The organism is Sphaerisporangium sp. NBC_01403 (assembly GCF_045040145.1).
GTDB classification, from domain to species: Bacteria; Actinomycetota; Actinomycetes; order Streptosporangiales; family Streptosporangiaceae; genus Sphaerisporangium; species Sphaerisporangium viridialbum.
The window spans coordinates 8,359,615-8,377,943 of the sequence record NZ_CP109534.1 but is presented as its reverse complement, the minus strand read 5'-3'; the positions used below and the strand labels follow the sequence as shown (position 1 = coordinate 8,377,943).

Annotated in this window: 14 protein-coding genes; 9 read left to right on the top strand and 5 right to left on the bottom strand. The window is 71.1% G+C overall.

The window, feature by feature from the left end; translation table 11 throughout:
* Positions 1-92: 92 nt before the first annotated feature.
* Complete coding sequence (locus tag OG589_RS37700) at positions 93-317, bottom strand: heavy-metal-associated domain-containing protein (RefSeq protein WP_405143209.1); 225 nt, start codon at positions 315-317, stop codon at positions 93-95.
* A 284-nt stretch (positions 318-601) separates the two neighbouring features.
* Between OG589_RS37700 and OG589_RS37695 the strand changes: the two genes are divergently transcribed.
* The 5 genes from OG589_RS37695 (at position 602) to OG589_RS37675 (ending at position 7,248) form a co-directional block, all read left to right on the top strand.
* Positions 602-3,316, top strand: a complete 2,715-nt coding sequence (locus OG589_RS37695) for an AAA family ATPase (protein ID WP_405143208.1) — start codon at positions 602-604, stop codon at positions 3,314-3,316.
* Between the two features lie 116 nt (positions 3,317-3,432).
* Positions 3,433-3,981, top strand: a complete 549-nt coding sequence (locus OG589_RS37690; protein ID WP_405143207.1) for a DUF6597 domain-containing transcriptional factor — start codon at positions 3,433-3,435, stop codon at positions 3,979-3,981.
* Positions 3,982-4,070: 89 nt separating this feature from the next.
* Entirely contained in the window at positions 4,071-4,667 is a 597-nt protein-coding gene (locus OG589_RS37685) for a dihydrofolate reductase family protein (RefSeq protein ID WP_405143205.1), read from the top strand.
* A 43-nt stretch (positions 4,668-4,710) separates the two neighbouring features.
* The gene (locus OG589_RS37680) at positions 4,711-5,532 is read left to right on the top strand and encodes a TIGR03085 family metal-binding protein (protein WP_405143204.1); all 822 of its coding nucleotides are present in this window, start codon (positions 4,711-4,713) and stop codon (positions 5,530-5,532) included.
* Between the two features lie 399 nt (positions 5,533-5,931).
* The gene (locus OG589_RS37675; protein WP_405143203.1) at positions 5,932-7,248 is read left to right on the top strand and encodes an MATE family efflux transporter; all 1,317 of its coding nucleotides are present in this window, start codon (positions 5,932-5,934) and stop codon (positions 7,246-7,248) included.
* Positions 7,249-7,390: 142 nt separating this feature from the next.
* Here OG589_RS37675 and OG589_RS37670 read toward each other — a convergent pair whose 3' ends face one another.
* The 3 genes from OG589_RS37670 to OG589_RS37660 form a co-directional block, all read right to left on the bottom strand.
* Positions 7,391-7,864 carry a hypothetical protein gene (locus OG589_RS37670; protein WP_405143202.1) on the bottom strand — a complete coding sequence of 158 codons (474 nt, stop codon included), beginning with the start codon at positions 7,862-7,864 and terminating at the stop codon, positions 7,391-7,393.
* Positions 7,865-7,956: 92 nt separating this feature from the next.
* Positions 7,957-8,847 carry a MurR/RpiR family transcriptional regulator gene (locus tag OG589_RS37665; protein WP_405143200.1) on the bottom strand — a complete coding sequence of 297 codons (891 nt, stop codon included), beginning with the start codon at positions 8,845-8,847 and terminating at the stop codon, positions 7,957-7,959.
* Positions 8,848-9,029: 182 nt separating this feature from the next.
* The gene (locus OG589_RS37660) at positions 9,030-10,499 is read right to left on the bottom strand and encodes a M14 family zinc carboxypeptidase (RefSeq protein WP_405143198.1); all 1,470 of its coding nucleotides are present in this window, start codon (positions 10,497-10,499) and stop codon (positions 9,030-9,032) included.
* A gap of 351 nt (positions 10,500-10,850) precedes the next feature.
* On the opposite strand from OG589_RS37660, the gene OG589_RS37655 reads away from it, so the two are divergent.
* Positions 10,851-10,979 carry a hypothetical protein gene (locus OG589_RS37655; RefSeq protein WP_405143196.1) on the top strand — a complete coding sequence of 43 codons (129 nt, stop codon included), beginning with the start codon at positions 10,851-10,853 and terminating at the stop codon, positions 10,977-10,979.
* A gap of 378 nt (positions 10,980-11,357) precedes the next feature.
* Positions 11,358-11,687: a hypothetical protein gene (locus OG589_RS37650; protein ID WP_405143195.1), complete on the top strand. Its 330-nt coding sequence runs from the start codon at positions 11,358-11,360 to the stop codon at positions 11,685-11,687.
* A gap of 177 nt (positions 11,688-11,864) precedes the next feature.
* On the opposite strand, the gene OG589_RS37645 is transcribed toward OG589_RS37650, so the two are convergent.
* Entirely contained in the window at positions 11,865-13,634 is a 1,770-nt protein-coding gene (locus OG589_RS37645) for a discoidin domain-containing protein (RefSeq protein ID WP_405143194.1), read from the bottom strand.
* Between the two features lie 283 nt (positions 13,635-13,917).
* Here OG589_RS37645 and OG589_RS37640 point away from each other — a divergent pair, with 283 nt between their 5' ends.
* Both OG589_RS37640 and OG589_RS37635 read left to right on the top strand, forming a co-directional pair.
* Entirely contained in the window at positions 13,918-15,486 is a 1,569-nt protein-coding gene (locus tag OG589_RS37640) for a protein kinase domain-containing protein (RefSeq protein ID WP_405143192.1), read from the top strand.
* 3 nt (positions 15,487-15,489) lie between these two features.
* Positions 15,490-18,300 (top strand): BTAD domain-containing putative transcriptional regulator, encoded by a 2,811-nt coding sequence (locus OG589_RS37635; RefSeq protein ID WP_405143191.1) that lies wholly within the window; start codon positions 15,490-15,492, stop codon positions 18,298-18,300.
* Positions 18,301-18,329: the final 29 nt, after the last annotated feature.

Sequence of the window (18,329 nt, the reverse complement as noted above, 5' to 3'; positions counted from 1 at the left end):
CGCCGGGGGTCCGGTGTGCGCGGGGGTGGTGCTGGGGGCGGGAAATGTGCTGGACACGGCAGCTCTCCAGGTGGCGTACGGGATGGACGGTGTCACGGGACGAGGACGTAGCCCGCCTCGTCGACGGCGGCGGCGATGTCGGCGCGGTCCACGGGGCGAGAGGCGGTGACGGTGACCGTTCCGGCGGCCAGGTCGACGGTGACGGAGCCGACGCTGTCGACGGCGGCGATCTGCTCGGTGACCGCGCGCCGGCAGTGCGCGCAGGTCATGCCCTCGACCTCGAAGATGGTCGAACCGATGAAGGTGCTGGACAGCAAGGGGAACTCCTCGAGGTGCTGGTGGTGTGCGGTCAGGTAGAAGAGTCGGCGCGGGGGCCGGTGCGTCTCACCGGGGAAATCGCCGGGTTTTCCGCCGGGATCGGCCCGGTCAGTGACGGTGCGCCCCGTGCCCATGGCCGGTGACGGCGGCGCTGGGCTTGCCGCTGGTGACGGCGAGCGCGGTGAGGGCGAACGGGGCGTCCTCCGCCGGCATGATCACTCACGCCGGTGATTTCGCCGGGTCCTGGTCGGACTTGTCCGGCGCGTTCGGTACCGTCGGACTCGTGCTGGCCGGACGGGATCCCGAACGCGCGGCGATCGCCGCCCTGCTCGACGCCGCCCGCACCGGCAGCGGCGGCGCGCTGGTGGTGCGCGGCGTCGCCGGGGTCGGCAAGTCGACGCTGCTGGCCGACGCGCTGGCAACCGCGTTGGACCTGCGGGTGCTACGCACCTCCGGCGTGGAGTCTGAATCGCCGCTAGCCTTCGCCGCGCTGCAACGGCTGCTGTGGCCGCTGCGCACCCGCATCGGCGCCCTGCCGGCGCCGCAGGCCGCGGCGCTGCGCGCGGCGATGGGTGAGGCCGAGGGCGAGGGCGACCGCTTCCTGGCGTTCCTCGGCACGCTGAGCCTGCTCGCCGACGCCGCCGAACAGGCGCCGCTGCTGGTCGTCGTCGACGACGCGCACTGGCTCGACGACGCGTCGGCCGCGGCGCTACTGTTCGCCGCCCGCCGGCTGCAGGCCGAGCGCGTGGCGCTGCTGTTCGCCGCCCGCGACGGCGACGCCCGCCGCTTCGACGCCGGGGACCTGCCCAGCGTCGTGCTCGGCGGCGTGACCGGCGCCGACGCCGACGCGCTGCTGTCCGCCCGCGCCGGGACCGACATCGACCCGGCGGTGCGCGACCAGCTGGTCGCGGGCACCGGCGGCAACCCGCTCGCGCTGGTCGAGCTGGCCGGGGTGCTCACCGCCGAACAGCTGGCCGGCCGGGCGCCGCTGCCTGCCCCGCTGCCGCTGACCGGCGGCGTGGAGCGCGCCTTCCTCGACCGCTACCGCCGCCTCGACGAGCCCGCGCAGCGGTTCCTGCTGGTCGCCGCGACCGACGACACCGCCCGCCTGACCGTGGTGCGCGACGCCGCCGAGCGCCTCGACGCCGCTGATACCGCCCTGGATGCGGTGGAGCGGTCCGGGTTGCTGCGCGTGGACGGCGATGCCGTCGCCCTCTATCACCCTCTGGTGCGCTCGGCGGTCTACCGGGCGGCCACCAGCGCACAGCGCCGCGCCGCGCACCGTGTGCTCGCCGACGTGCTGACCGGCGACCCCGAGCGGCGGGCCTGGCACCTGGCCGCCGCCGCCGACCGGCCCGACGAGGACGTCGTCGCCGCCCTCGACGGGGTCGCCGAGCGCGCCGCGGCCCGCGGTGGCCACGAGGCGGCCGCCGCCGCGTGGGCCCGCGCCGCCGAGCTCACCGCCGGCGGTGAGGCCCGCGGCCGGCGGCTGTACCTGGCCGCGTCCTCGGCCTGGCTGGGCGCGCACCCGTCGCGCGCCTCGGCACTCGCCCAGGCCGCCGCGGCGGACGTGACCGATCCGCTGCCGCGGGCGCAACTGCTCGTGCTTCAGGGGCACATCGAGTGGAACACCCGCTCGCTGAACGACGGCTACGACCTCATCCTGCAGGCCGCCGAGGTCGCCGCCGGCGTGGACGCGGCGCTGACGGCTCAGCTGGCGATGCTCGCCGCGTCGCTGGCGGCGTTCGGCGCCCGATCCCCGCGCGTGGTGAACCCGACCGCGCTGGTGGCCGAGCCCGCGCCGGACGCGCCGCCCCGGGTGCGGGCCGGCTGGGCCCTGCTGCACGGGTTCGGCGCCGTCGCCCGCAGCGACTGGGCGGCCGCTGCGGAGTCCTTCCGGTGCGCGTTCGTCCTCACCGACGCCGACCCGGTCGACGACCACGTGCTGCAGCCCAACCTGGGCATCGCCGCGATGCTGATCGACGACGACGAGCGCGGACTGCGGCTGCACGAGCAGCAGTTGACCGCCGCCCGCCGCGCCGGCGCGCTGAACATGGTCGAGCACGCCCTCACCCGCGGCGTCCACTTCCAGATCGCGACCGGCGCCTGGTCGAAGGCCGCCGGTGCCGCCGCCGAGGCGCTGCCGCTGACCGCCGGCACCGGCCACCCGGGGCTGACCGCGCTGCCCACCGCGCAACTCGCCCTGGTCGCGGCGCTGCGCGGAGACGACGCCGCCGACCGCCACCTGAACAGGGTCACCGAGATCCGGGACAAGCACCCGGTCGGCATCACCGACGGCCTCGTCGCCGACCTGACGCACTGGGCCCGCGGGCTGCGTGCGGCCGCGCAGCCGGCGACCGCGCTGCACCACCTCGAGCAGATCGAAGGGCCGGCGTGGCGCCGCCTGGCCGCCCTCGACCTGTACGACGCCGCCGCCCGCGGCGACCGCCCCGACCTCGCCCGCACCTGGCTGGCCGAGCTGGAGCAGTTCGCCGCGGGCACCGGTCTGCCGGCCGCGACCGCGGTCGTCGAGCACGGCCGCGCCCTGCTCGCCGACGACGGCGACGCCGAGACCCACTTCCAGCGGGCAATCGCCGCGCACGCCGACTCGGCGCGGCTGCCCGACCGGGCCCGCACCCACCTGGCCTTCGGCGAGCACCTGCGCCGCGCCCGCCGCCGGGTCGACGCCCGCGAGCATCTGCGTACCGCGCTGGCGCTGTTCGAGGACCTCGGCGCCACCCCGTGGGCCGAGCGGGCCGCGCAGGAACTGCGCGCCTCCGGGGAGACCGCCCGCCGCCGCGACGTCACGACCGCCATCGAGCTGACCCCTCAGGAACGCCAGGTCGCCGCCCTGGTCCGGCAGGGCCTGTCGAACCGGGACGTGGCCGCGCAGCTGTTCGTCAGTCCACGCACCGTCGACTTTCACTTGAGAAACTGCTACTCCAAGTTGGGCGTCAGCTCCCGCGCCGAGCTCACCGCTCTCCCACTCGACCTGTGACCGGCATGGCCCTGCACGTGAAGACCGCATCAGCCGCAGTCGGTGATCTTGAGAGGTTGGTCGGCGAACGAGTGACCTCCCCCGCGAATTGAACCCTCGTCGGCCATACTGAGTCCGTGGAATACGTCGGCCGGGTGCCCGCCCCGCCGCTCGACCGGTTCATCGACGACATCTACTGCCTGACCGGGGTGCCGCGCCACCGCCGAATGAACGTCCCGCCGATGCCGTCGGCACACCTGTTCGTCAACCTGGGCGGACCCGCCCGCCTGTGGGATTCCGACCCTTCGGTGCCCTCGGAAGTGTTCACCGATGGGTGGTTCATGGGTGTATGGACCAGGCGTTTCCTCTTCGAGTACCCCACACGTGTGCGGCTCGTTGGGGTGCACTTCAAGCCTTGGGGGATTTCGCCGTTCGTCGACATGCCGGCGACCGAGCTGCGGGACCGATGGGTGCCGGTCGACGCCGTCTGGCAACGGTCTTTGGACCGGATTCGCAACGACTGGTCAGAGCTCGCTCACACGGCGGGCTACTTCGACCAGGCCCACTTCAGCAGGGAGTTCAAGGACTTCACCGGCCACACCCCGACGGAATACCTGACCCTGCGGCGCCGATTCCCCGCCGAGCAGGGGTTCCCGCCGGACAGCGGTCCGATGCCCGCTGATTGATTTTTTACAAGCCCCGTCGCCCTCCGGGGCGACAAGATCGGAGGTGAACGCGCAAGGAGACTCGAGGAGAACCTGTGGGCACAGTAATCATGCACAGCGTGGTGTCGGTGGACGGCTTCATCGCCGACGAGAAGGACGACGTCGGGCCACTGCACGATTGGTACTTCAACGGGGATACCCCGATCACCGAAGGCAGCGACCAGCAGTACGATCATTCCGGAGCTGGAAGCGGCCTCAAGGTCTCAAGTGCATCGGCGGAGTACGTCCGACCCATTTGGGAGGCGATCGGCACGATTGTGATGGGCCGCAACCTGTTCGACCTGGTGAACGGCTGGGAGGGTCAGCCGCCCGCGGGCGACCACGTGGTCGTGGTGTCCCACCGGCCCAAGCCCGAGGGCTGGCACCCTGAGGCGTCGTACCATTTCGTCGATGGCGTGACGGCTGCGATCGACAAGGCCCAGGAGCTCGCCGGGGAGCGAACCGTCAGTGTGAACGCCGGCGAAGTGGGCAGCCAGATCTTCGCGGCCGGCCTCGTGGACGAGGTGGCGATGGACGTGGTGCCGGTGGTGTTCGGGTCGGGCAAACGCTACTTCGGCAGCATCGATGAGCAGCATCTACTGGAGGATCCCCACGTGGTCATCCAGGGCGACCGGGTGCTGCACCTGAGGTTCAAGGTACGCCGCTAGACCCCCGACGGGGTGCGAAGTTTCGCTTGATCTTGGTGATGCCGTGGATGCCGAACAGGCCGAGGACCAGGTTGCGCAGGGTGGCCATGGCTCGGGGGCCGTTGCCGCGGTGGGCCTGCTGGTCGTCCTCGCGCCAGACGGTGTCGCGGGGCCGGTGCTCCAGATTCTCGATCCCCAGTGCCGCCGGGCGTGGGCGGAGATCTCGGCGCTACACTCCGGCGATATGGCCGATCTGCGCTTCGACGCCGTCGAGCGAGCACAGCTCAGCGACCTGTTCGACGAGCTCGGTCCCGAGGCACCGACTCTCCTCGCGCCGTGGACGACCCGCGATCTCGCCGCGCACCTCGTCCTCCGCGAGCGCGACTACCTCGCCGGCCCTGGGCTTGTCCTGCCCGGTGCGTGGGGCCGCTTCGCTGAACGGCGAAGAAGAGCGCTCGCGCTGAGGGACTTTGCAGGGCTCATTGCGACGATCCGATCGGGACCGCCGCCAGGCTTCTTCCGCATCGGATGGGTGCGCCGGGTCCCGACCCTCAACGAGTTCTTCGTCCACCACGAGGACGTACGCAGAGCCAACGGTCGTGCTCCTCGGACGAACGAGCATGCAATGGACGAAGCCCTTTGGCGCAACGTCAGCCGCGCGCCCTGGTTCCTCGCGCGGCGACTGCGCGGCGCAGGTCTCGAGCTTCAATGGGCGGGGACCGCTAAGACCGTTCGAGTACGGCGAGGGGAACCTACTGCCCGCATCGCCGGACCTCCAGGCGAGTTACTGCTCTACCTCTTCGGTCGGCAGGGCGCGGCACATGTCGAGGTGAGCGGGCCTGCTGCGGCGGTCGAAGCCGTGCGACGCGCGCGGTTCGGCATGTGACAGGAGCCCTGGCTCTCATCCAGGACGGATACGCCCTCACAGCCTGACCGATTCGCTCACTCCAGGAGCATGGATATCCCAGGGATCGGCGTTCTGAACTGGCCAATGGAAAACGGTGTTCTCCAGGCGGCTCCACTTTGCAAGGCCCTTCCAGATGATCCAAGCGGGAGGGCCTTTCGCATGGGCGTACGGCCATGCACCGGCCGATGCCCAACGACAGGCGGCAGGCCTAGGCCATCCTCGCCCGCGCTCACCAGGATGCCGCGAAGCCCCGGTCGGCTGGGCGCTGGCCGCCTGCGGAGCGGCATCGAGGTAAGAGGCACTACCGGTCAGTGGTCCTTACGGATACGCTCGGATGTCAGGAGCGGAAGCCAGCTGAGCCCCTTACCGGAGGACCGCATGGTTGGACACGTCGACCGGGCCGGGTCCCCGTTGCGTCAGCTACTCGCGCTCGCCGTGCCCGCGCTCGGCGTCCTGGCCGCCGAGCCGCTCTACCTGCTCATCGACACGGCCGTGGTCGGCCACCTCGGCGCGGTGCCGCTCGCGGGGCTCTCGGTCGGCGCGATCGTGCTGGCGCAGATCGCGACCCAGATGACGTTCCTGTCCTTCGGCACGACCGCGCGCACGGCCCGGCTGCACGGCGCCGGCCGTCGGGCCGATGCCGTGGCCGTGGGCGTGCAGGCGACCTGGCTCGGCGCGATCGTGGGGCTGGTGCTGATCGTGGCCGGGCAACTGCTCGCCGCGCCGGTCGCCGGCCTGCTCACCGGTGACGCCCAGGTCGCCGACGCCGCGGTGAGCTGGCTGCGGATCGCCCTGCTCGGCGCTCCGATGATCCTGATCACCATGGCGGGCAACGGGTGGATGCGCGGTGTGCAGGACATGCGGCGCCCGCTGCGCTACCTGCTCGCAGGCAACGGGATCTCCGCGGCGCTGTGCCCGGTGCTGGTGCACGGGCTCGGCTGGGGGCTCGACGGCTCGGCGGTCGCCAACGTTGTCGCGCAGCTCATCTCCGCGAGCCTGTTCGTGCGGGCGCTGCTCGCCGAGGGCGTGCCGCTCGCGCCGGTCCCGGCCGCGATGCGTGCCCAGCTCGGCCTCGCGCGCGACCTGGTGCTGCTCGGCCTGGTCTTCCAGGCGTGCTGGGTGTCCGCGACCGCGGTGGCCGCGCACACCTCCACGGCGGCGGTCGGCGCCCACCAGGTGGTGTTCCAGCTGTGGATGTTCCTGGCCTTCGTGCTCGACGCGCTGGCCATCGCCGCCCAGGCGTTGGTCGGAGCCTCGCTCGGCGCGCACGACGGGGAGCTGGCGCGCCGGCTGGCCTGGCAGGTGGCCGGCTGCGGGTTGGTCTTCGGGGCGTCGCTCGGCGTGGTGTTCGCGGCGCTGGCCGGCACCCTGCCCCACGCGTTCACCACCGATGCGGCGGTGCTCGCCGAGATGCCCAAGGCGTGGTGGTTCTTCGTCGCGCTGCAACCGATCGGCGGCGTCGTGTTCGCTCTGGACGGAGTGCTGCTCGGCGCCGGAGACGTCGCATACCTGCGCACCGCGACGCTGGGCGCGGCGGTGCTCGGCTTCCTGCCGCTGGTGTGGGCGTCGCTGAGCTTCGACTGGGGCCTGGTGGGGATCTGGTGTGGGATGTCGGTCTTCCTGCTGATTCGGATGACCACCCTGCTGGCCAGGCTGCGCTCCGGCCGCTGGGCCATCCTCGGCGCCGTACGTTGACCCGACCGTGAGCGAGCCGGTCCACTCGTCATCGGCGAACCGGGCGGCTCGACGTCCTCGCCCGAGCACGGCACGTCCTCGGCACTCGCAAGGGCCCTGTCCGGCTGGTCGGGCCAGCTCGCCAATAGCGGCGGGCAATCCGTTACACCAAGTCAGGCTGCTTCGTTCGGCGATGAACAATGACTCCAGCGGCCACCGAACAGGCCGCCAACGTATAAGCGAGTACCGGCAGGACACGCCACAGCAACCACAGTCCTCTCCCCTCCCAACCGCCGCAGTTGAGCATCATGAAGTACGACAGGGCCATGAACGCCCAATCCGCTGCGACGGCCGTCACGATCGCGATGACCAGCACACCGACAGCCGTGCCCAACCGTCGTCCCGCCCGTAAAGAAACCGCCCCTCCCACTGCCACGGCGATGGATGGCAGGCGATTCCACAGCAGCGGATGCGCATTCACTTCCCGGTGCAGATCCCACAACCGCTCGTGCAGTTCGGACCACAGGTTCGCAAGGCCGAACGGGATGGCGCCGTAGCCCGCGCATCCCACCGCGCCGTCTCCCTTGAAGAGCAGAGGCAGGCTGAGCGAAAGCAGGCCCAAGATGCAGGCCGTCAAAGCAGCCACCCACCAGCGCAGGTATCGCCACCTCGTCGAGCGGGACAGCCGAGACATAGAGCGCCTACTCAGCGTGGTCTGGTGCCGGCGGTTCAGTAGGGGAGGAAGATTTGGCGCTGGGTCGCGCTGTCGTCGAAGGCTTCCAGTTGGGCCTGGCCTTCGGTGGCGAGGGAGTCCAGCATGGTGTGCAGCAGGGCGGTGCACAGGACCGTGGGCCCGGCGTGGGAGTCGAAGGCGAAGTCCGAGCTCACCGGCGCGAGCAGCACCTCGTCCGCGAGGTCGATGAGCCGGCCCACCGGTTGGTCGGTGATGAGGGCGACCTTCAGCCCGACTCGCCGCGCCCAGGTGAGCCCCTCGGCGAGCTCGCGGGGATAGCGCGGCAACCCGATGGCCAGCACCCACTCGGCTCCGGATTCGGCCGCGCGGCTCAGCCGGTCCTCGAGGGTCGAGCCCGCCACGTCCAGCACCCGTACGTCAGGGAGCACCTTTTCCGCGAGGTAGCCGAACAGGTGCGCCAGAGGTGCGGAGATCCGCAGGCCCATGACCAGCAGCGGACGCGACCTGGCCAGCCGGCCCGCCACTTCGCGAAGCTGGCTCGGATCGCGTAAACCGTCGCGCAGCCGCTCCAGGTCGCGGATCTCGGAGGTGACGAGCGCCTGGATCTCGTTGAGGTCCTCGGTGGGCAACGATCGCTGCGCGCCGCCGAACACGGACGAGCGCAGCGTGTCGCGGAACTCCGGGAACCCCCTGAACCCGAGCGCGGCGGCGAATCGGGTGACCGATGGCTGGCTGACGCCGACGCGCTCGGCGATGTCGGCGCTGGTGAAGAAGGCGGCCTCCTGCGCGTGGTCGAGCAGGTAGCGCGCGATGCGGCGCTGCGAGGGGGAAAGCCGGTGGCCGTCGAAGAGCTCGCGCAGGTTCGCGGCGACCCGTGACGCGTCCGGCACGGCGAGCGACTGGCCGGTCTCCCTGGCACGCCCCATCCTCGGGCACCTTCCCTTCTCCACGGAGTGACAGACCCGGCGATGACTCTCACCGCCCGGCGGGGCAGGGCCATCGGTCGGCCGCGTTACTTCATGAGTCGCGATGTTCCTGTGGGCCCAAAGCGAGCGCCGGGCGGCCCTGGTGGGGACCGCCCGGCTCGTTCAGTGCGCGACGACGACCGTCAGTTCTTCGGGCCGTTGCCGTTGAAGCGGGTCTTGCACTCTTGCAGCCTCACGTCGACCTGCTCGCCCCTGTCGACGGTGACGTGCACCGTCTCCAGGACCTCGCCGCTCGGGCGGGCGCAGGTGAGCGTCCAGCTCTCCTTGAGGAACTTGCCTGGGCCGGTGGCCACGACGCCGTTCTCAGTGTAGGCGGGGGTGGGCCGCAGCGAGGGGTTAACGTGCCAGGCGAACTTGCCGTTGGTCGGGGCGACCAGGGTGGACTCCAGGTGGGTGGGCACCGCCTTGGGCGGGTCCAGGACACCGCCCGTCTGCACGATCGGCGCGGTCCACAGGTTGAAGTCCTTCGTGATCGTCAGGACCGCGCCCTTGGGCGCCTTGCCGGTGATCACGGAGTGCCCCGCGGGGTCCGCCGCGTACTCCAGCGCCACCATGAACGCCTCGCGGTTCGACTTGCCCGCGTAGCGGCCGGTGCCGAGGTAGTCCTCGATCACCTCGGGGTAGGTGTTGTTGGTCGACTGGGTCTTCATGATCTCGAACGTGAACCCGAGGCCGCGGGTGGCGTAGTACGACCAGTCCGGGGTCTCGCCGGTCGTCTCGTAGTCGAAGCCCGACTTCATGCCGGTGTAGCCGTTCTTGGCCGCCATCGCGTCGGTCAGGGCAGCGTAGACCGCCTCGTCCGGAGCATCGCCCGCGCGCTTCTCCAGCGGCGGACGGAGGAGGGTGTGACCGGAGGTGTGGTTGGTGATCAGGACGGTGACCTGGTTGGACGAGGTCAGGTCCATGACGTTCTGGATCTCGGGCTCGGTGCCGGGCCCAGGGCCGCGGTTGGTCGCGTTGGAACCCGCGTTGCTACCCCAGCCGAAGGGGTAGTTGCGGTTGATGTCGACCCCGGCGTTGCTGGCGCACGTCGGCGAGACGCCGCAGCTCGTACGCCGGTTGAGGATGAAGCCGTCCACGTTGACGACGGGGACGAAGATGACCCGTGCCTGGTCGAGCAGGCGGGTGATCTGCGCGTCCTTGCCGTCGTTCTTGATCAGGTCGTAGGCGAACTCCATCGTGTGCTCGCCGGAGGGCCACTCGTTGCCGTGGTGCACCCCCATCATGAACAGGACCGGCTTGCCGTCGGCGGTGTCGACGTGGCGGGTCACCTCGATGCCGTACACCTCACGGCCCTGGCGGGTCTTGTGCGGCAGCGTGACGTGCTTGACGAGATCGGGGTAGCGCTTGCTCAGCGCGAGCATCTCGTCGTTGTAGTCGGTGATGGTCCGATAGGTCGTCCGGCCGCTGGGCAGAGCCGTCGCCTGCTCCGCCGCCACCTGGACGGCCGCCTTGGCGCCGGCCGAGTCGGCGAAGCTGGTCGCGGCCGCCGGAATGCCGAGTGTTCCCAGCAGTCCGACGCTCAGCGCAAGCGTCAGAACCCGTTTCTTGCTACTCCAGGCCGCGGGGGGCTGCGAGCCTCTTGAAGACATGCTGGACCCTTTCTAGCTGCGGACGAACTGGAACCAGAAAGGCGCCCTTTTCTCCGAGCTATCTTGCGAAAATCCTTTTCAAAACCCACCGATGGGCTATTGATTGGAAAGTTGTAGGTAGTCTTGGGGATGAAAGTTTGCCTGTCAACCCTCTTCGGCTACGCTCTTTCCGCACACCTGCGGGATGCCGGAGGTGGTTTTTCGCACACGGGGTGAGCACACGAGGTGAGAGGTGCCTCGGCCTGGGGTCCACCGGGTGGAGCGGGCAGCGGCGACCGGTGCGCCACCGGGCCCGGCAGCGGCCGGCGCCTGTCTCACTTACTGAGATCGGCGGGAGGAGAGGCGCTGTCCATGAGTTATGACATCTACGTCCCGCTGCGGTGGAACATGGCGGACGAGGCGGCGCCCTTCCTCGCCTGGCTCGCACAGGCGCACGGGCTGGTGTGCTACGACCCTCAGATGGACCGCCTCCGCCCGTAGGCCGCAAACCAGCGTGGGTGGGTCGGTGATCTTCGCCTTGCCGGTCGGCGAGCGGCTCGTCCGGCGTTCGGAGAGCGTTCAGGTATTTCCGTTCGATCGTTATTCGGCTGCCCGGAAATCGCTTTCGCGATGGAGGCCCGTCAACCGGCATTCGATTTCGGGTAGTGCCGAAAATCGGCTCATGAACGGTCCAGAATCCGCCGATGAGACAGGGACACAGCAGCTCCGCTTTTGGCGTGAATTAGGTGTTGACCAAGATCGGTGAGCCATGCCAAAGTGAGCCTTGCGCGGACGTCGAGTTGGGCCGGAATGCCGACGTCCGTTTGTCCGTGCCCGATGAATTGTCCTCAATCCCCTGCCAGGAAATGGATGTTTGTCATGCGGAAAAAGTCATTAATCAGTCTCACTGTCGGCGCTCTGTTGTCCGCGGGCCTGGTCGGCGCGACCGCGACGCCCGCGCAGGCCGTATCCTGCACCAGCTGGGTCGGAACCAACGGCAGCTACAGCCAGTTCCACGTCCAGTGCCCGTCGCAGTACTACATCAAGGTCAAGGTTCAGTGCGCGGACGGATACTCCGTGACGTCCGCCGTCCGTTCAGGCGGCTATCAGCACGCCGACTGTTACTACCCGACCCACGGCGGCGCCGACGCGGGTTGGGCTTGGACGAGTAACTCGTCGAGTGGCCCCTGGACCGCCGCGAGCATCTAGGCCGGTTCAACGCCCGCTAAGGTTCATTCCCGCAGCGAATACCACGACCACTGCCATTCGCACACCGTTGGGCGTGCATATCGGGTCCGGCGCCGATAGGTCGATTTCCCCGAATGGTCGGAAGGCCCTCCCGGATAGATCCGGGAGGGCCTTCTTCATGAACGTACGGCTAACAGATCACCAGCCGACGGCGACCAGAAGCCACTGGGGGTTTCCGTGGGAGACGAACGAGGACTGCCCGGCGTAGTCGTCGTACGGGAAGCCGTAGGCCAGGTGGTTGATGGCGTGGTCGTGCCAGAACTTGGCGTAGTAGTTGGCCGGAGCGGCCTGGTAGTAGAGGCTCGGGTTCGACCACTGCGACTGGGGCAGCTGCGCGACGTGCCGGTTGAGCGCGGCGCAGTTCCCCGGGTCGTTGGCCAATGAGGCGGCGCAGCCGAAGATGTCGGAGGTGGCGGCCGAGATGCCGACCGACGCCGCGTAGCTGGAGAAGTAGTTCGCGTTGGCCCCGCCCGCGCGGAACCCGCTGTAACTGCCCGGCGCCGGGATCCGGTACGGGGCCTGCACCTGCGCCAGCGGCTTGAACTCCGCCGGCACCTCGTTGATGAACCGCTGGAACGTCGCGGCGCGGTCCTCCTGGAAGGTGCTGTAGTCCTCGCCCACCGACACGTCGTAGCCGTCATGGGCGTGCAGCCGCATCGCCAGCTTGAGTCCGAACGCGTCGACGCGCGTGGTGTTGCCGTTGAACACCGAAGCCCCGACGGTGAACTCGATGAAGTCGTAGTACTGGCTGTTCGGCGAGCCCAGGTAGAAGTACATCCGCCCGGCCGAGTTCACCGGCATGTCGAAGTACGGCTGCTCCGCGATCGAGTGGACCTGCCCGTTGTAGCTCCAGTAGACCTGGCTGTCGGGGTACTTGCCGTTCGTCCGGTTGAGAATCTTGACCATGACGACGTTCTGGGCGGCGGGGATGCCGTTGGTGTCACCCCAGAAGGACGTCGGGTCGGTCGGGGTGATGGTCGGAGTCGGGGTCGGGGTGGTCGTCGTGCCCGTGGTGCGGACGGCGAACTCCCAGAGGGAGTAGCCGTAGGCCGTGCCGCGCGCGGTGCCGTACACCCGGACGTACCGCCCCGTGCCGGTCACGTCGAGCGTCTGTGTGCCGCCGGTTCCGGTGGTCGTGGAGTAGACGGTCGTCCAGGTGGAGGCGTTGCCGGACACCTGGATCTGGAAGGACTTGCCGTAGGCCGCCTCCCAGGTGAGCACCACCTGGCAGATGGTGGCCGAGGCGCCCAGGTCGACCTGCAGCCACTGCGGGTCGCTCGCCGCGCTCGACCAGCGGGTGCCGGCGTTGCCGTCGACCGCCGCAGAGGCCGGGGTGCCCGCGTTCTCGGTGGAGGAGGCGGTGGCCGTCTTGCCCTGCGCCGCGTTCGCGGTGCCGCAGCCGCCGCTGCCGCCGATGGTGCCGTAGACCTGGAACTCCCACAGGGAGTAGCCGTAGGCCGTGCCCCGCGCGGTGCCGTACACCCGGACGTACCGGCCTGTGCCGGTCACGTTGATGGTTTGCGTGCCACCGGTTCCGGTGGTCGTGGAGTAGACGGTCGTCCAGGTGGACGCGTCGTTGGACACCTGGATCTGGAAGGACTTGGCGTAGGCGGCCTCCCAGTTCAGCACCACCTGGGTGATGCCGGCGCTTGCGCCGAGGTCGACCTGCAGCCACTGCGGGTCGCTGAACTGGCTGGCCCAGCGGGTGCCGGTGTTCCCGTCGACGGCCGCCGAGGCGGGGGTGCCGGCGTTCTCGACGGAGGAGGCGGTGGCGGGCCTGCCCTGGGACAGCAGCGTGCTGGCGGCGTGGGCGGCCGGCACGGTGATGGCGGTGTAGGCGGCCAGCACCGCGACCAGGAGGGCGGCCAGCGCGGCCACCAGGGGGGCCGGCCTTCCTCGCTGGATCATGGAACGGGATGGGGGGGACATCAGTGGCATAGCAGCTCCTGACGTGGACGGGGATCAGCGCACGACACCAGACGCGCCGGCCCAGGGACGCAGGGCCGAGCTGGCGCGAGACGGATCGGCAACACGCAAGAGAGCGCTCTCTCGAATAGCAGCTTCATCGACGTTTGTCGAATCGTCAAGATGAACTGTCTGGAACATTCCGTTCACAGCAAAAATGCACACCCCCGCCCGGTCCGGCAGACCTCTGCCCTATATGTAGGTGTTTGACCATAGGGTGACTCCGATGAATGCGATCGGCGGATACGTGCTCAGGCGTGAGCTGGGCCGGGGCGGCATGGGCGTGGTCCACCTCGCCGCCACCCCGACCGGCGGCCTGGCCGCGGTGAAGGTGATCCATCCGCAGCTCGTCCGCGACCCCGCCTTCCGGCGGCGCTTCGAGCGTGAGGTCGCGGCCGCGCGGCGCGTGGCGAGGTTCTGCACGGCCCCCGTGCTCGACGCAGGCATCGAGGGGGAGACCGCCTACCTCGTCACGGAGTACGTGCGCGGCCCCGACCTGGCCCAGGCCGTACGCGAGCAGGGGCCGCTGGCGGGCGGCAACCTGGAGGCGCTGGCGGTGGGCATCGCCACGGCGCTCCACGCGATCCACGGCGCAGGGGTGATCCACCGCGACCTCAAGCCGTCGAACGTCCTGCTGTCGCCGCTCGGACCGCGTGTGATCGACTTCGGCATCGCGCAGCTCGTCGACAGCCAGAGCCTGGTCAGCCAGGCGATCCTCGGCACGCCCGCGTTCATGGCGCCCGAGCAGGTGCGCGGCGAGCCGCTGACGCCCGCGACCGACGTCTACGCGTGGGGCGGCCTGATCGCGTTCGCCGGCACGGGACGGCTGCCGTTCGGCGGCGGCTCCCCGCCCGAGGTCCTCTACCGGATCGTCAACGAGGGACCGAACCTCCAGGGTCTCGACGAGCGCATGCGCGCCGTCGTCGAGCGGGCCATGGCCAAGGATCCCGCGCGGCGGCCGAGCGCGCAGCGTCTGCTGGACGAGCTGGTCGGCGGCCGTCCGACCCCGGCGACGGCCACCCAGGCCGTCGAGCGCAACTGGGCCGTCACCGGTCCGTCGGACCCGCCCAGCAGCCCGGCCACACCTGACGGACCAGCGGCGATACCCAAGAGACCAGTCCCCGAAGGACCCGCCGTACCTGAGGCACGGAGGACCTGGCGGCGGTGGCCGTGGATCGCGGCCGCCGCCGTGCTCGTGACGGCGCTCGCCGGCGGGTGGGCCGCCTACGCGGCTCTCGGCACGCCGTCGCTGCCCTACCACGCGGACTTCGCGAAGTCCTGGGCCATCGGCACGTCGGAAGGCGGCAGGACAGAGCAGGACGACGAGACCTACCTGCTGACCGTGAACCCCGGCTGGCGGCTGTGGAAGTCGGCTCCCGTCTCGGGCGAGCCCGCCGAGGGCGTCGTGGTCAGCTCCAGGGTCCGGCTGGAGCGGGGCTCGGGTGAGTTCGGCGTCTGGTGCCGCGGCGACACCGGCACGGGCGACCGCTACGAGTTCGCGGTCACCGGCTCGGGCAGCGCGTCGATCACCAAGCGGCAGGGCGGGCAGAGCACGGTCCTGCACGGGCCCGTGCGGGTGAAGAAGTCGGCCGACAACCGCGTCGTGGTCCAGTGCAGGCAGCAGGGCGGGCAGGTCGCCCTGAGCATGTGGCTCAACGAGAGCCTGGTCGGCGAGGCCGCCGACAGCCAGAGCCCCTTTGGTCCGGGGGCGACCGGCGTCTACGCGGCGCCGGACACGGCCGAGGCCGTCCAGGTCAGGTTCCGCTCGTTCGACCTCCGCCCGGCGGAGGGCTGAGCCGTGCGGTTCGGCCTGCTTGGACCACTGCGGGTGCTCGACGGCGAGCATGACGTGACCCCCGGCCCCGCCAAGCACCGCGCGCTGCTGACCGCCCTGCTGCTGCGGCCGGGACGGGTGCTGACCGTCGACCGGCTGATCGCCGAGGTGTGGGGCGAGGAGCCGCCCGCCTCGGCCGAGCCGGTGCTGCGGGTGTATGTGAGCGCTCTCCGCAAGGTGGTGCCCGGTATCCGCACCGCGCCCGGCGGCTACCTCCTCGACGTCGATCCCGAGCAGGTCGACGCGCACAGGTTCGAGCGTCTGGTGGCCGAGGGCCGGCGGGCCAGGGACGCGGGCCGCACCGCCGAGGCGTCCGACGTCCTGCGCGCCGCGCTGGCGCTGTGGCGGGGGGCCGCGCTGGACGGCATCGACTCCGGCGAGCTGCGGCGGGCGCACGCCGTACCGCTGGAGGAGCTGAGGCTGACCGCCCTGGAGGAGCGGGCCGAGCTGGACCTGTCCCTCCGTCGCGGCGCCGAGGTGGCGGGGGAACTGCGCTCGCACGTGACCGCGCATCCGCTGCGCGAACGGGCGTGGGCGCAGCTCATCAGGGCGCTCGACCAGGCGGGACGCAGGTCGGAGGCACTGGGCGCCTACCAGGAGGCGCGGCGCCTGCTGGTGGACGAGCTCGGCCTCGAACCGGGTACCGAACTGCGCGAGGCGCACGAGCGCGTGCTGGCGGGAGGCGGCGCCACCTCCCGGGCCGCCCCGAACGAGACGCCGCCCGACGTCGCCGACTTCACCGGGCGCGAGCCGGTGCTCGACTGGATCCGCCGCTCCGCGCCGTCGGCCGGCACCGCGCCCGTCCACCTCGTGCTGTACGGCCCGGCGGGGTCGGGCAAGTCCGCGGTCGCGATCCACGCGGCCACCGGGCTGGACTTCCCCGACGGCCGCCTCTACGCCTCGCTCAGGGCGAGGACCCCTGGCGCGGTGCTGGAGGACCTGCTGCGCTCGCTCGGCTGCCCTGAGGGGGCCGTGCCCGCCGACCTCGCCGAGCGGGTCCGGCTCTACCGCAGCCTGGTGAGCGGGCGGCGACTGCTGGTGGTGCTGGACGACGCGTCCGACGAGGCCCAGGTGCGCCCGCTTCTGCCCACAGGACCCGGCTGCCTGACGCTGGTGACCAGCCGCTCGCCGCTGTTCGGCCTGGAGGCGGCGCGCGCCCGCGAGCTCGGCGTCTTCGATCAGGACGAGTCGGTGGCGATGCTGGCCAGGGTGGTCGGTGATCACCGCGTACGTGCCGAGCCGCGGGCCGCCGCGCGGATCGCGGCGCTGTGCGGCGGCCTGCCGCTGGCGCTCAGGATCGCAGGGTCCCGGCTGGCGCGGCGGCCGAGCTGGACTCTCGCGTACCTCGCCGGACGCCTTGAGGACGAGCGTGGCCGGCTCGACGAGCTCAGCGCCGGCGACCTCGCCGTGCGCGGCAGCCTGGCGCTCGGCTACCACGCGCTGTCGGACGGGGAGCGCCTGCTGCTGCGCCGCCTCGGCGCGCTGTCCGCGCCCGACTTCGCCTCGTGGGCCGCGTCCGCCGTTCTCGGCGCGCCCGCCGACCGGCTGCTGGAGGCGCTGGCCGAGGCGGGCCTGCTCCAGTCGTGCGGGCTCGACGAGGCCGGCCAGGAGAGGTACGGCTGGCACGACCTGACCAGGCTGTACGCCGCCGAGCGCCTGGCCGAGGAGGACGTGCCCGCTCAGGTGCTCGCCGCCGCGACCCGGGAGATCCTCGACCGCACCCGGCACGCCAGGGCGCTGCTCCTGCCCGCCGAGCCGGGTTCCGGCCAGACCCTGGTGCGTACGGCCGAGCAGGCCATGGCCCTTTCGACCACGCAGCTCAGGGAGTCGGCCCGCTGGCTGGCCGCCGAGCGGGGGTTCCTGGTCGCGACCGTCGCCGACTTCGAGCGGACCGGCCTCGACGAGGCGGCCTGGCGGCTGGCCTTCTACCTGACGCCGTTCTTCGAGCTCGGCGCGCACCGCGAGGACTGGCGCGCGTCCGTCGCGCTCGGCCTGCGGGCCGCGCGGCGCATGGGCCACCGTCACGGCGAGGCGCTGCTGCTGAGGTCCCTGGCCGACCTGCACCGTACGGAGGGACGGCCGGCGGAGGCCGCCGAGGCCCTGCAGCGGGCGCTCCCGCTGACCGAGGCGGGCGAGGTGGCCCGCACCCGGCACCGGCTCGGCCTGGTCCACCTCGCCCAGGGACGGCGGCCGGAGGCGGAGGCCTGTTTCGTCGCCTGCCTGACCGCGTTTTCGGCGGCGGGCGACCAGCGCGGCAGGGCCGACGCGCTGCGCTCACTCGGCGGGCTGCGGCGTACGGAGGACCTGCTGGTCAGGAGCCTGGACGCCTACCGCGAGCTGGGCGATCCGCGCGGCGAGGCCGCCGTCTCGCTGGACCTCGCCGGGCTCTGCCTGGAACAGCGGCGGCCCGCCGAGGCGCGGGAGCGTGCGGAACGCGGCCTCGGCCTGGCCAGGCGGCTCGGCGACCGGCTGCCCGAGGCGGCGGGACTGGTGGTCCTCGCGAGGGTGGCCGTGGCGGAGGGCCGTCCGGACGCCGCACGGAGGGCCGCGGAGGAGGCGCTCGGGACGTACCGCGAGTACGCGGACCGCAGGGGCGCCGCGCAGGCCCTGCTGGCCCTGGCCGCGGCCTGTCTCGACCTGGATGAGATAGATGGGGCGGTTGATGCGATAACGGGCGCTGTGGGAGAGTTTGACGCTCTCGGTGACCGGCAGGGCCTCGCCCGCGCCCAAGAGCTCGCCGACGAGGCGCGACGGCGTCGAGGCCTGCGCGTATAGCGCGCTATACGGATCCTGAAGGTGGCCCG

Bases quoted from the DNA above. Each gene is read 5' to 3' on its own strand.
- OG589_RS37685 (WP_405143205.1), top strand. From the start codon at position 4,071: ATGCACAGCGTGGTGTCGGTGGACGGCTTCATCGCCGACGAGAAGGAC.
- OG589_RS37675 (WP_405143203.1), top strand. From the start codon at position 5,932: ATGGTTGGACACGTCGACCGGGCCGGGTCCCCGTTGCGTCAGCTACTC.
- OG589_RS37665 (WP_405143200.1), bottom strand. From the start codon at position 8,847: ATGGGGCGTGCCAGGGAGACCGGCCAGTCGCTCGCCGTGCCGGACGCG.
- OG589_RS37660 (WP_405143198.1), bottom strand. From the start codon at position 10,499: ATGTCTTCAAGAGGCTCGCAGCCCCCCGCGGCCTGGAGTAGCAAGAAA.
- OG589_RS37655 (WP_405143196.1), top strand. From the start codon at position 10,851: ATGAGTTATGACATCTACGTCCCGCTGCGGTGGAACATGGCGGACGAG.
- OG589_RS37650 (WP_405143195.1), top strand. From the start codon at position 11,358: ATGCGGAAAAAGTCATTAATCAGTCTCACTGTCGGCGCTCTGTTGTCC.
- OG589_RS37645 (WP_405143194.1), bottom strand. From the start codon at position 13,634: ATGATCCAGCGAGGAAGGCCGGCCCCCCTGGTGGCCGCGCTGGCCGCC.
- OG589_RS37640 (WP_405143192.1), top strand. From the start codon at position 13,918: ATGAATGCGATCGGCGGATACGTGCTCAGGCGTGAGCTGGGCCGGGGC.